Annotated in this window: 11 protein-coding genes; 7 read left to right on the top strand and 4 right to left on the bottom strand. The window is 71.5% G+C overall.

Going from position 1 to position 12,524, the window contains the following annotated elements; translation table 11 throughout:
* Positions 1-5 precede the first annotated feature (5 nt).
* Positions 6-761 (bottom strand): enoyl-CoA hydratase-related protein, encoded by a 756-nt coding sequence (locus D466_RS19990; RefSeq protein ID WP_018911637.1) that lies wholly within the window; start codon positions 759-761, stop codon positions 6-8.
* A 165-nt stretch (positions 762-926) separates the two neighbouring features.
* Here D466_RS19990 and D466_RS0100050 point away from each other — a divergent pair, with 165 nt between their 5' ends.
* Positions 927-2,855: a hypothetical protein gene (locus D466_RS0100050; protein WP_156003868.1), complete on the top strand. Its 1,929-nt coding sequence runs from the start codon at positions 927-929 to the stop codon at positions 2,853-2,855.
* Positions 2,856-2,876: 21 nt separating this feature from the next.
* Here D466_RS0100050 and D466_RS0100045 read toward each other — a convergent pair whose 3' ends face one another.
* The 3 genes from D466_RS0100045 to lptF are packed head-to-tail and all read right to left on the bottom strand — an operon-like array spanning position 2,877 to position 6,067.
* Positions 2,877-3,821 (bottom strand): CysB family HTH-type transcriptional regulator, encoded by a 945-nt coding sequence (locus tag D466_RS0100045; protein ID WP_018911635.1) that lies wholly within the window; start codon positions 3,819-3,821, stop codon positions 2,877-2,879.
* Positions 3,822-3,848: 27 nt separating this feature from the next.
* Complete coding sequence (lptG, locus tag D466_RS0100040; protein ID WP_018911634.1) at positions 3,849-4,940, bottom strand: LPS export ABC transporter permease LptG; 1,092 nt, start codon at positions 4,938-4,940, stop codon at positions 3,849-3,851.
* Positions 4,941-4,954: 14 nt separating this feature from the next.
* Positions 4,955-6,067: an LPS export ABC transporter permease LptF gene (gene lptF / locus D466_RS19985; RefSeq protein ID WP_018911633.1), complete on the bottom strand. Its 1,113-nt coding sequence runs from the start codon at positions 6,065-6,067 to the stop codon at positions 4,955-4,957.
* Between the two features lie 159 nt (positions 6,068-6,226).
* On the opposite strand from lptF, the gene D466_RS0100030 reads away from it, so the two are divergent.
* The 6 genes from D466_RS0100030 to D466_RS0100005 form a co-directional block, all read left to right on the top strand.
* The gene (locus D466_RS0100030) at positions 6,227-7,702 is read left to right on the top strand and encodes a leucyl aminopeptidase (protein WP_026284706.1); all 1,476 of its coding nucleotides are present in this window, start codon (positions 6,227-6,229) and stop codon (positions 7,700-7,702) included.
* Positions 7,703-7,712: 10 nt separating this feature from the next.
* Entirely contained in the window at positions 7,713-8,135 is a 423-nt protein-coding gene (locus tag D466_RS0100025; protein WP_018911631.1) for a DNA polymerase III subunit chi, read from the top strand.
* 1 nt (position 8,136) lies between these two features.
* On the top strand, positions 8,137-8,535 hold the full coding sequence (locus tag D466_RS0100020) for a hypothetical protein (RefSeq protein ID WP_018911630.1): 399 nt from the start codon (positions 8,137-8,139) through the stop codon (positions 8,533-8,535).
* A gap of 125 nt (positions 8,536-8,660) precedes the next feature.
* Entirely contained in the window at positions 8,661-9,938 is a 1,278-nt protein-coding gene (locus D466_RS0100015; RefSeq protein WP_231385637.1) for a branched-chain amino acid ABC transporter substrate-binding protein, read from the top strand.
* Between the two features lie 41 nt (positions 9,939-9,979).
* The gene (locus D466_RS0100010; RefSeq protein WP_156003866.1) at positions 9,980-11,218 is read left to right on the top strand and encodes a branched-chain amino acid ABC transporter substrate-binding protein; all 1,239 of its coding nucleotides are present in this window, start codon (positions 9,980-9,982) and stop codon (positions 11,216-11,218) included.
* Between the two features lie 305 nt (positions 11,219-11,523).
* Positions 11,524-12,524 (top strand): branched-chain amino acid ABC transporter substrate-binding protein (locus D466_RS0100005; RefSeq protein WP_018911627.1); only part of this gene is annotated, 1,001 nt, incomplete at its 3' end.

Genomic DNA, 12,524 nt, shown 5'->3' with positions numbered 1-12,524 from the left:
GCCGCTCAGCCCGCGCCGCGCAGCCAGCGGCTGCGTTCCTCGGCCAGCACCTCGGGCAGGCCCTGGGGGGCGCGCGCCGCGAGCTGGCGCTTGAGCCCGGCGAGCACCTGCGGCGGCTGCTCCAGCAGGCGCCGCGCCAGCGCAACGGCCTGCTCGCGCGCCAGGCGCGGCGCAGCCAGCTCGGCGACCAGACCCATCGCATGCGCGCGCGCGGCGTCGAGCTCGCAGCCCAGGCACAGCGCCGCGGCCGCGGCTGCGGGAAGGCGCTGCGCCGCCAGCCAGCCCGCAGCCGCGGCGCGCCCGGCATGCTGCAGGCGCGGTTGCAGACGCAGCCGCGCCTCGCGCGAGGCCACCAGCAGGTCGCAGGCCAGCGCCAGCGCCAGCGCGGCGCCGTCGGCGTCGCCGTCGAGCGCGGCCAGCGTGATCTTGTCGCTGTCCCACAGGGCCAGCAGCCAGTCGTGCATGGCGTCCACCTGCGCCGGGGTGGCGGGCGGGGCCTGCGGGGCGGCGTCGGGGCAGCGCAGCACCAGCAGCACCACGCCGATGTCGGGGTCCCGCAGCGCCGTGGAAAGCGCCTCGATGCCGGCGGCGATGGCCGACGGGGGCATGGCCGCGGCGTCCGCGCTCACGGCCAGCTCGAGCACGCAGACACGGGCCTCCTCCGGCGCGGGCTCGTGCGCGGGCGCGGCCGCTTCGTGCGCGGCCGTGCCGAGATCCAGGTCCTGGTCGTCGGCGGGGGATTCGGGCAGGGAATTCGTCATGGGCTGGGGCCTTGGCGCCAGGGGCGGCGTCGAAGGGCAACGGAAAGGCCTGAATTCTTGCAAAGAATTTCACGCTTTTGCCGGGAATCGTCGCCCTTGCGCCGGAAGGCCGAATGTTCACTGATAAATTGACAACAGGAACCCGTCCCTGCCGACACAGTCTCCGTGCAAACCCCCGCTTCGTTCCCTGGCGCTGTCCCCGATTCCGCCCATCCCGGCGGTGGCGCAGGCGCGCGCCTGCCGGGCCTGCTGGCCCTGTTGGGCCTGCTGGGCGCGCTGGCGCTGGCACCCGCGCAGGCCATGGTGCTCGGGCAGGCCCAGGGCACGCTGGTGCTCGGGCAGGTCCCGCGCCTGCGCATTCCCGTGCGCATGGATCCGGGGCTGCCGCTGGTCTCCGATTGCGTGCGCGCCGAGCTGTCGGATGGCGACACCCCGGTGCCCGAGCAGCAGATCCGGGTTTCGGTGCATGACGGCGGCGCGCGGGGCTGGTCCTCCATCGAGCTGCGGGGCACGCGCGGACTGCGCGCGCCCTTCGTGCAACTCAGGCTCCACATGGGCTGCCAGTTCCAGCGCAGCCGCAGCTACACCCTGCTGGTCGAACCCTCGTCGCGCGCGGCGCAGGAGTTGGAGCCGGCCCCGGTGCTTGCCATCGCCGGAGCGCCGTCCGCCAAATCCGCGCGGCCGTCCGGGCATCGGGCGCCGGCGCGGCCGCGCGAAGCCGGCCGCCAGGCCTCGTCCAGCCACCTGCGCCTGGACTGGCTGTCGCGCGAACTCGCCGAGCAGCGCGGAGTCGCGCCGGCCGCGCTCGCGGCCGTGGCTCCGCTTCCTCCTGTGGCCCCGCTCCCGGCGGGCAGCGAAGCGCAGCTGATGCAGCGCATCGACGCGATGCAGCAGCAGGTGCGCGAGCTGCAGGCGATCAATGCCCAGCGCGAACACGAACTCGGTGCCTTGCGCGGCCAGTTGGCGCGGTCCGCGTCCGCGCCGGTCTCCGCTCAAGCGTCTCCTTCGGCGTCCCCTTCGGCGTCTGCTCTCGCGTCCCCTTCCTGGCACAACGCCCTGTTCGCGGGCCTGGGGGCACTCGCGGCGCTGCTGCTGCTGCTGCTGTGGCAGTCCCGCAGGCCCCGCATCGAAAGCCCCTGGCCGGCCGGCATGCTCGCGCAGGACCTGTCCACCCGCGCCAGCACGCTCGCGGCCGCCGGAGTCTCGGCTTTCGCCGCGCCGCCCAAGCCGGCGGTCGAGGCGATGGCGTGGGAGCCGCCCGTGGATGAAGCAGATGCTTTCGCGCGCGCCGCGCGCCCGGCCACGGCCTCGCCCTCACCCTCACCGGACAGCGCGCTGCCCTACGACCGCGAAGCCTTCCAGCGGCCCTTGTCGCTGCCGGAGCACGTGCAGATCGACGAGGTGGTCGACCACGGGCACCTGGCGGATTTCTTCATCGGCATCGGCGACTACGACAAGGCCATCGACGTGATGCGCCGTGCGCTCGGCGAGTCCGGCGGGATGACCAGCGCCTTGCCCTACCTGTACCTGTTCGATCTGTACCGCCGCTGCGGGCGCCGCGCCGAGTACGAGCAGTTGCTGGGTGAATGCGCCGGGCGCCTGAACCTGCGCGTCCTGCCGTGGGACGAGGACCCCTCGCAGGCCCCGCGCGACCTGGTCGACTACCCGCGCGCGCTGGCCCTGATCACCGAGTCGTGGAACAGCCCGGCGCGCCTGACCGTGGTCGAGCGCCTGATCGCCGACGACCCCCAGAAGCGGCGCGTGGGCTTCGACCTGCCCGCCTACCGCGACCTGCTGGACCTGTACGCCCTGGCGCGCGAGCTGCAGCGCTCGCAGCAGGAGCCCGCGCGGCAGGAACCGCCGCGGGACGAGCCAGCGCGCAGGGCGGCCCCGCGCGGCGCCGAAGCGCTGGACCTCACGCTGAGCCTGGCCGCGGCGGCGGCCGAGCCGGCGGAGCGGTCCGCCCGGGCCCCGGCCCGGACGCGGTCCGCGGCGCCCGTGCGCGCAACCGGACTCGCCGGGCCCGAAGCCTCGACCCTGCCGCCGCTGGACTTCGCGCCGAGCACGCGCCCGCCGCAGGCCTGGACCCATTGACCGCCGCGCGGCGGCCCGGCTTCAGATGGAGAAGTCCCCCGTGGCCTCGCCGCGCAGCACCTGCTCGACCAGCTTGCGCGAAAGCCTCGGCGACAGCAGTTCGGCCAGCACGAACACGAAGCCGCGCTGATACACCCCCTGCTTGAACGCCACGCGGGTGAGGTTGGGTCCGAACAGGTGGCCGACCGGGCGCCCCACCAGCATGGTGTCGCGTTCCGGGTTGAAGGCCATCTCGGCGATCAGGCCGATGCCCAGGTCCAGCTCCACGTAGGTCTTCAGCACGTCCGAGTCGATGGCCTCCAGCACGATGTCGGGCTGCAGGCCGTGCTGCGCGAAGGCCTGGTCGATGCGGCGCCTTCCGGTGAAGGCCTGGCCGTAGGTGGCGATGGGGTAGCGCGCCAGGTCGCCCAGCGACAGTTCGGCCACGTCGTTGAGGGCGTGGTTCTTGGGCGTGACCACCATGTGCTGCCATTCATAGCAGGGCAGGGTGATGAGCCCGGCGTGGTCGAGCAGGCTCTCGGTGGCCAGCGCCAGGTCCGCGCGCTCTTCCAGCACGGCCGCGGCCACCTGGTCGGGGTTGCCCTGCAGCAGGTGCACGCTTACGCGCGGGAAGCGGCGCCGGAACTCCGCCACCACCAGCGGCAGGCGGTAGCGCGCCTGCGTGTGCGTGGCCGCGATGGTCAGCTGCCCGCTGTCCTGCGCGGCGTAGTTCTGCCCGATGCGCTTGAGGTTGCCCACCTCGCGCATGATGATCTCCACGCTGCGCAGCACCTCCTCGCCGGGCGGGGTCAGCTTGCGGATGCGCTTGCCGTGGCGGCTGAAGATCTCCACGCCCAGTTCGTCCTCGAGCTCGATGATCGCCTTGGACACCCCGGGCTGCGAGGTGAACAGCGCGCGCGCCGCCTCGGTGAGATTGAAATTGCGCCGGACGGCTTCCTGCAGGAAGCGGAATTGGTGCAGGTTCATGGTGGTGGCGTGCGCGGCGTGCCCGCGTCAGTGGCGCTGCACGCGCCAGAGGAAAAAGCCCAGCGCCGCGCTGCCGTACAACAGGTAGGGCAGGGCCACGGCCAGCCACACGGGCCAGTTCGCGACCAGGCCCAGGCGCGAGGCCAGGGTGTTGAGCAGGATGAAGCTCACTCCGAGCATGATGCCGGCGAACACCTTCCAGCTGATCTGCCCGGAGCGCGCGTGCAGGTAGGCGAAGGGCAGGGCCAGCATCATCATGATGACCCCGCTGAGCGGATACAGCAGCTTGCGCCAGAACTCGAGCTCGTCGCGCTGCACCGACTGACCGTTGGCGCGCAGGTGCGAGATGTAGCGCCACAGGTCGAACACCGACATGTCCTGCGGGCTGAGCACGAGGGCGTCGAGCATCGGCGGCGACACCGAGGTGTGCCAGTCCAGCCTCGGCGCGCTGCTGCTGCGCACGTCGCCGGACGAGCCGGTCGGCAGGCTCACCGAGCGCACGTCGCGCAGCAGCCAGTGGCCGCTGGACTGGTAGCTGGCGCTGGCCGCGCGCACCGTGCGCAGCAGGTGCGCGGCGTCGTCGAGCACGTAGATGCGCACGTCGTGCAGTTCGCCGTTGGAGCCCACGCGGCCGATGTTGATCATCTGGTCGTCGTTGGCGCCTTCGCGGTTGCGCACCCAGATGCCGGCGTTCGGCGCGGTGCCGAACTGGCCTCCCGGCAGGTGCGCCTGCAGCGCGGCCTGCATGCGCTGCGCGGCCGGCGCCGCGAACTCGCCCAGCGCGAACACCAGCGCCGAGCACAGCAGCCCGTAGCCGAGCAGCTGCAGCAGCGCGACGCGCGGGCTCAGGCCGGCCATGCGCAGGATGGTGAATTCGGAGGACGCGGCCAGCGCGGCCAGCACGTACACGGTGCCGGTGATCACCGCGATGGGCAGCACGTCGTAGGCGCGCGAGGGCAGTTGCAGGGCCACCATCAGCATGGCCGCGGCGAAGCCGTGGCCGCTGTTGCTGAGCTGGTTGAGCATGTCCAGGAAGAACAGCAGCCCCAGGAACACCAGCAGCACCAGCGCGATGGCGCCCGTGAGCTGGCGGAACAGGTAGCGGCGGATGGTCTGCATGCGCGTGTTCCGCCTCAGGCCGCCGCCCGCGGGCCCAGCGGGCGCGGCAGCAGGTCCTTGGCATAAGCCAGCGCCAGCAGCACCAGCAGCGCGCCGCCGTGCAGCAGCAGCAGGCCGCTGCCCAGGTGCAGCGTGCCCGCCTCGATCCAGTGCTGGGTGGCGTTGAGGAAGTTCAGGTAGACCAGGTACACCAGCACGGCGACGATGAGCTGCAGCGCGCGGCCGGCGCGGGGATTGGTCGCAGCCAGCGGCACCGCCATCAGCACCAGCAGCAGCGAGGACACCGGCACGCCGATGCGCCAGGACAGTTCGCCCTGCCAGTAGGGGTTGGCCGACAGCGCCAGGGTCGGCGTGTCGATCTCGCGGCTGGGCGTGTTGGCCAGAGTGGCGGCGCCAGGCAGCGCCTGGGTGGCCGGGCTGCTCAGCGCGGACACGCGCACGCCCATTTCCCGGAAGCCCGTGATCTGATAGTCGGCCTGCCCCAGGGTATGGGTGTAGCGATGGCCGTCGGACAGCATCAGGTAGCGCGAATCGTCCCGATTGGCCAGCGCCGCCGAGCGCGCCACGGTCACGGTCTCGCGCCCGTCGGACAGGTCGCGGATGAAGATGTCGTGCGCCAGCCCCTGGGCGTCGGCGCCCTTGCCGATGAAGAACACGCGCATGCCCGAGGCCGAGCGCCTGAACTGGCCGGGCGCCGCGCGCGACAGGTCGCTGCGCTGCTCGAAGCGCTGGCGCAGCGCGCTGTCCTGGCGGTTGGCCCAGGGCCAGCCCACCAGCGTGAGCAGCGCGATCACCGTGAGCACCGGCGCGCTGAACCGGAGCGCCGTGCGGAAGAACTGCCCGGGCGTGGCTCCCGCTCCGGCCCAGATGACCATCTCCGAGTCGCGGTGCATGCGCGAGAAGCTCGTCAGCACGGCGATGAACAGCGCCAGGCCGAGGATGAACTGCAGGTAGCTCAGGCAGGCCAGGCCGATGAGCAGGAACAGGTCGCGCGGGTTGGCCAGGCCCTCGGTGGCCTGGCCCAGGATGCGGATCAGCAGCAGGGTCAGCACGACCGAGAACAGCACCGTGAAACTGGCGCCGAAATGGCGGGCCATTTCGCGGCGCAGGGAACTGTCCAGCAGCATCGGGATGGGTGGTGGCGGAATGCGGGGGCCGGGTTCGCGCTCCTCGACGGCTCGGCTCCGGGCATGCCGCCGAGGCGCGCGCGGCACCCGTGGAACACACTGGCGAGACACGGGGGCCCGGCCGGTGGAATAATGGGCCAAGCCACGTCAGGAGCCCTCATGGAATTTAGCATAGCCCCCCTGAAAGCCTTGTCTTCGCTACGCAGCGATTGCCTGGTCGTCTTCCTGCAGCAATCCGCCGAAGGCAGCGGCCTGGCCGACGCCGAGGCGGTCGACGCCGCCGTCGCCGAGGCCCGCCAGGACGGCGACTTCACCGGCGCCGTCGGCAACACCCTGCTGCTCGGCCGCGTGCCGGGCCTGGCCGCCCGCCGCACCCTGCTGGTGGGGCTGGGCGCCGCCCCCACCGACGCGCGCGCCTGGCGCAAGGCCGCCGCCGCGGCCTGCACGGCGCTGAAGGGCCGCGCCGCCGCGCAGGTGCACCTGGCCTGCGCCGACGGCCAGCAGCCGGTGATTGAGGCCGCGGTGCGCGCCTTCGGGGATTTCGCCTACGTCTACAGCGCCACGCGCAAGCCCGACCCCGATCCGGCCTGCCGCGTCGAGTCGGTGCAGATCCTCGCGCCGTCGCGCCAGGCCGCCGCGGCGCGCGCGCGCCTGGACCGCGCGGTGGCCGTGCAGGCCGGCGTGGACCTGTGCCGCAACCTGGCCAACCTGCCGGGCAACCACTGCACCCCCGCGCACCTGGGCAAGGTCGCGCAGGACCTGGGCAAGCGCCACAAGCTGAAGGTGGAAGTGCTCGGGCGCGCCGAGATCGAGCGCGAACGCATGGGCGCGCTGCTGGCGGTGGCGCAAGGCTCGCAGCAGCCGCCGCGGTTCATCGTGCTGCGCTACGAAGGCGCGGCGAAGAAGCAGGCCCCCCACGTGCTGGTGGGCAAGGGCGTCACCTTCGACAGCGGCGGCATCTCGCTCAAGCCCGGCGCCGAGATGGACGAGATGAAGTTCGACATGTGCGGCGCCGCCTCGGTGCTGGGCGCCTTCGAGGCGCTCGCGCGCCTGCGTCCGGCCATCAACGTGGTGGGCCTGATTCCCGCCACCGAGAACCTGCCCGGCGGCACGGCGGTCAAGCCCGGCGACGTGGTGACCAGCCGCTCCGGGCAGACCATCGAGATCCTCAATACCGACGCCGAGGGGCGCCTGATCCTTTGCGACGCGCTGAACTACGCCGAGCGCTTCAAGCCCGCCAGCGTGGTCGACATCGCCACCCTCACCGGCGCCTGCGTGATCGCGCTGGGCCACGTCAACAGCGGGCTGTTCAGCCCCGACGACGCGCTGGCCGAGGCGCTGCTGGAGTCCGGGCGCCAGACCCAGGACCCCTGCTGGCGCATGCCGCTGGGCGAGGACTACGCCGAGGGCCTGCGTTCGCGCTTCGCCGACGTCGCCAACATCGCCGGGCGCGCCGGCGGCAGCGTCACCGCGGCCTGTTTCCTGCAGCGCTTCACCAAGGCCTATCGCTGGGCGCACCTGGACATCGCCGGCACGGCGTGGAAGAGCGGCGCCGAGAAGGGGGCCACCGGGCGCCCGGTGCCGCTGCTGGTGCATTACCTGCTGGCGCAGGAGCAGGGCGCGTCGCCGCGATGAGGACCGCAGCGTGAGCGCGCAGCGGGTCGAGTTCCGCGTCGGCGTGGCCGACCCGCTGGGCTACTGCTGCGCCTTGCTGCGCGCGGCCGAGGCCAAGGGCGCGCGCACCGTGGTGTGCGCGCCGCCCGCGTGGATCGACGAACTCGACCAGCGACTGTGGAGCTTCTCCCAGCCGGACTTCCTGGCCCACTGCCGGGTCGGCGAGGCGCTGGAGCGCCGCAGCCCCATCGTGCTCAGCGACGCCGCCGACGTGCGCGCGCTGCAAGGGCGCGACTGTCTGGTCAACCTGGGCACCGAGGAGGTGCTGGGTTGGCAGCAGTTGCCGCGGGTGATCGAACTCGTCGGGGCCGATGCTCCGGCCAAGGCGGCGGCGCGGCAGCGCTTCCGCATGTACCGCAGCGCCGGCCTCGAGCCGCAGACCGTGGAGACCTGACATGAACACCGGCCGGCGCCTTCCCCTGTTGACCGAAGTGCTGGAACTGCCCGCGGGCGCCGGCCCGGAGCCGCAGGCGCAAACGCAGGCGCAAACGCAGGCGCCCTCGCATTCGCAGTGGGCGTCACCCGCCACGGCTCGGGTGGTCGGATCCCTGGCCGCGCTGCACGCGCCGGACCCAGCGCCTGCGGCGGCCGCGTTGGTGGCGCCGCTGGCCGACCATCCGGCGGTGTCCAACGAGATGGCGCGCGCGGTACTGGAACTCGAACTCGAGCAGGCGCTGCGCGAAGTGCTGGAGCCGCGCCTGGCCCTGCTGCTGCGCGAGACCGCGGCGGAGCTGGCGCGACGCCTGCAGCCGCGCATGCACGAGTGGCTGGACGAGCACGGCGCGGCGGAGTGAGGCGCGGAGCCGCGGACAACGGCCGCGCCTGATGGCCCGAGGACATCCGGGGTGATATCCCCCCAAACGTAACAAAGTTTTTCATGCGGTGTGTAATGGGGCTCGACCTTTTCGAGGCCCCCGCCGTGAATCCTCCCATCGCCCCTCCCGTCCTGGCGCCGCTCCGGCACCCCCCGCGCATCCCGCGGCCCCTCGTCCCCCGCATGCTGCGGCGCATCACCGGCCGATGCTCCGCCTGTCGCGTCCCGCTGGCTCTGGCGCGCGCCGCCGTCGCCGCCTGCCTGGGCGCATCGGCGGTTTTCGCGCCCGCCAGCCTCGCGCAGGACGCCGCGATCACCGTGCGCATCGGCAGCGCCGAGCCCATGACCGGCTCGCTGGCCGCCGTCGGCATGGACAACACCAACGCCGTGCGCCTGGCCATCGAGGAACTGAACCGGCGCGGCATGGTCATCGGCGGCAAGCGCGTGCTGTGGGAACTCGACGCCCAGGACGACCAGGGCGATCCCCGCCAGGCCACCCAGGTGGCGCAGAAGTTCGTGGACCAGAAGGTCAACGGCGTCGTGGGCCACGCCAGCAGCGGAAGCACCGGCCCCGCCGCGCCCATCTATGCGCGCGCGGGCATTCCCCAGATCACGCCGGCGTCCACCGATTCCAGCCTCGCCCGCCGCGGCCACGCGACCTTTTTCCGCCTGCTGGCCGACGACGACGCGCAAAGCGAAAGCCTGGCCCGCTACGCCGCCGACACGCTGCACCTGCGCACCGTGGTCGTGATCGACGACCGCACCGCCTACGGCCAGGGCCAGGCCGACGGTTTCGCGCGCGCGGCCAAGGCCTCCGGCTTGAGCGTGCTGGCGCGCGAGTACACCAACGACAAGGCCAGCGATTTCTCGGCCGTGCTCACGCGGGTGCGCTCGCTGCGGCCCGACGCGATTTTCTACGGCGGGCTCTACGGCCAGGGAGGCCCCTTGCTGCGCCAGATGCGGCGCCTGGGAATCGAGGCCCGCTACATCGGCGGCAACGGCAGTTGCCTGCCGGCCATGGCGCAGGCTGCCGGCGAAGCGGTGAACGGCGCGCTGTGCGCCGAGAGTGGCCTGCCGCTGCAATCCATGCCCGAAGGCGAGGCCTGGCTCAAGCGCTATCGCGCGCGCTTCGGTGCCGCCACGGTGCAGACCTTCTCGCCCTACGCCTACGACGCCACCATGGTGCTGGCCGCGGCCATGGCCAAGGCCGGCTCCACGGAGCCGCGCAAGTACCTGCCCTACCTGCGCGACATCGGCTACGACGGGGTGACCAAGCGCGGTATCCGCTTCACCCCGCAGGGCAACCTGATCGCGCCGGCCGTCACCATCGAGGAGTTCCGCGACGGCCGGCAGACCGTACTGGGCGTGCAGCAACTGCCCTGAACCCAGGCGCCGAGCGCTGAAGCCAACACTAGGAGACAAGCATGCACCGAGTCGACCCACGCATCCGCGGCGCGAGCGCCGTGCCGCCCGGCAGGGCGTGCGCCACCCGTGCCGCGGGGAAGGGCGCACGGTTGGCGGGCACCTTGGCGGGAACCCTGGCGTGCGCCCTGGCTGCGGCATGGTCCCCGCAGGCCTCGGCCGGAACGCTCACCGTGGTGTTGGGCGTCACCGGCGGAACCACCGGGCCGCGCGCGCTGGTCGGGCAGGATTTCAGCAACGGCGTCAGGCTGGCCGTGGAGGACCTGAACGCCAGGCAACTGCGTATCGGCAACGACCACGTGGTGTGGAAGCTGCTCGCCGAGGACGACCAGGCCGACCCGCGCCAGGCCGCGGTGGTGGCGCAGAAGTTCATCGATGCCAAGGTGGCCGGCGTGATCGGCCCGGACACCTCCAGCGGCTCGTACGCGGCGGTGCGCCTGCTCGATGCGGCCTCGATTCCGATGATGATGGCCTCGGCCACCGACACCCGCCTGGGCCGCATGGGCTCGAAGACCTTCTTTCGCGTGATCTCCGACGACGCCGTGATCTCCCGCGCCCTGGCCGACTACGCGCAACAGGAGCTGCACCTGCGCAGCGTGGCGCTGATCGACGACCGCACCGCCTTCGGCCAGGGCCTGGCCGACGCCTTCGCGCGCGACGCGGCGGCGCGCGGCATTCGCGTGCTGAGCCGCGAGTACACCACCGACAAGGCCAGCGACTTTTCCGCCGTGCTCACCCGCGTGCGCGCGCTGCGGCCCGAGGCGATCATGTTCGGCGGCGTGGTCACGCAGACCGGCCTGATGATGCGCCAGATGGATCGCTTCGGGCTCGACATCCCGCTGCTGGCCGGCGACGGCGCCTGCGTGGCCGAGCTTCCCAAGCTGGCCGGCGATTCCCTGCGCCACGTGGTCTGCGGCGACGGCCGCCTGCCGCTGGAGCGCACGCCCGGAGGCCTGGCGTGGAGGCAGCGCTACGAGAGCCGCTTCGGTGCCGGGGCCTTGCAGTCCTATTCGCCGTACTCCTACGACGCGACCATGGTGCTGGCGCAGGCCATGCAGCGCGCGGGCTCGGCCGAGCCCGCGCGCTTCCTGCCCGCGCTGCGCGCCACCGACTACGACGGCATCACGCGCGAACACATCCGCTTCGAAGCCAACGGCGAAGTGAGCGATCCACAAGTCACCATTTCCGTATATCGTGACGGACTGAAGGTTCCGGTGAAGGTGCTGACCGTGCATCGCTGACGTCTCGCTGACACGGGCTGACAAGGGCCGACACGGGCCGACACGGGCCGACACGATGCGCCGATCCAGCATGGTGCGTGGGCCCCGAAACAGGGCGAAAGCTCCCGCCGGCGGGGCATGCCGCATGCCGCGCCGGGCGTCACCCCCGCGTTTGCGGGCGCCGTGGTGACCGGCAAACAACTCTCCGTGGAGTTCCCGTTTACTGCGTGGCGGCGTCGTGTGTATAGTGGCCGGCGTTGGGTGTTCCCGACTGAATTGTGGCGCACACGATCGCCAAAAATCCTATAACCGGGAGGTTCGTTCACATGAAACGCAAGCACACAGTTATCGCCCTGTCCGTTGGCCTGGCCCTGGCCGGCATCTATGGAAGCGCATTCGCCGCCGGCGAAGTCACGGTCACCATCGGCTCCGCGGCCCCGATCTCGGGTCCGCAGGCCAGTTTTGGCCAGGACAACACCAATGGTGTGCGCATGGCCATCAATGACCTGAACAAGCAGAACATCGTCATTGGCGGCAAGAAGGTGATCTGGAAGATCGACGCCCAGGACGACCAGGCCGACCCGAAGCAAGCCACGACGGTGGCGCAGAAGTTCGTGGACGAGAAGGCCAACGGGGTGGTGGGTCACCTGAACTCGGGTTGCACCTTCCCGGCCTCGCGCATTTATAACGAAGCGGGCATTCCGGTGATCACGCCGTCGTCGACGGATCCGAAGATCGCCGAGCAGGGCTTCAAGACCTTCTTCCGCATCATCGCCAACGACAACGCGCTGGGCGCGGGCCTGGCCAACTACGCCAGGCAGAACCTGAAGGCCAAGACGGTGGCGGTGATCGACGACCGCACGGCCTACGGCCAGGGCGTGGCCGACGTGTTCGCGAAGACGGCCAAGAAGGACGGGCTGAAGGTTCTGGACCGCGAGTACACGAACGACAAGGCGACCGACTTCTCGGCCATTCTGACCAAGATCAAGTCGCTCAAGCCGGACGTGATTTTCTACGGCGGCATGTACAGCCAGGCCGGCCCGATGCTGCGCCAGATCCAGCAGCTGGGCATCAAGGCGCACTTCATGGGCGGCGACGGCATTTGCGCGCCCGAGCTGGCCAAGCTGGCCGGCGACGCGGCCGACATCACGATCTGCGCGGAAGGCGGCTCGCCGATCGCGCAGATGCCGGGTGGCGAAGCGTGGAAGAAGCGTTACGACGCCGAGTTCGGCGCGGCGGCCTTCCAGATCTACTCGCCGTACTCCTACGACGCGACCATGGTGCTGGCCAAGGCGATGGAGAAGGCTGGTTCGGTGGAGCCGGCGAA

It is taken from the genome of Thiomonas sp. FB-6 (assembly GCF_000377645.1).
In the GTDB taxonomy this organism is placed as follows: Bacteria; Pseudomonadota; Gammaproteobacteria; order Burkholderiales; family Burkholderiaceae_C; genus Thiomonas_A.
This window is presented reverse-complemented; position numbering and strand designations above follow the sequence as displayed.

Excerpts from the sequence above, each read along its gene's own strand:
- D466_RS19990 (WP_018911637.1), bottom strand. The coding sequence starts at position 761 with ATGACGAATTCCCTGCCCGAATCCCCCGCCGACGACCAGGACCTGGAT.
- D466_RS0100045 (WP_018911635.1), bottom strand. The coding sequence starts at position 3,821 with ATGAACCTGCACCAATTCCGCTTCCTGCAGGAAGCCGTCCGGCGCAAT.
- lptG (WP_018911634.1), bottom strand. The coding sequence starts at position 4,940 with ATGCAGACCATCCGCCGCTACCTGTTCCGCCAGCTCACGGGCGCCATC.
- lptF (WP_018911633.1), bottom strand. The coding sequence starts at position 6,067 with ATGCTGCTGGACAGTTCCCTGCGCCGCGAAATGGCCCGCCATTTCGGC.
- D466_RS0100030 (WP_026284706.1), top strand. The coding sequence starts at position 6,227 with ATGGAATTTAGCATAGCCCCCCTGAAAGCCTTGTCTTCGCTACGCAGC.
- D466_RS0100020 (WP_018911630.1), top strand. The coding sequence starts at position 8,137 with ATGAACACCGGCCGGCGCCTTCCCCTGTTGACCGAAGTGCTGGAACTG.
- D466_RS0100010 (WP_156003866.1), top strand. The coding sequence starts at position 9,980 with ATGCACCGAGTCGACCCACGCATCCGCGGCGCGAGCGCCGTGCCGCCC.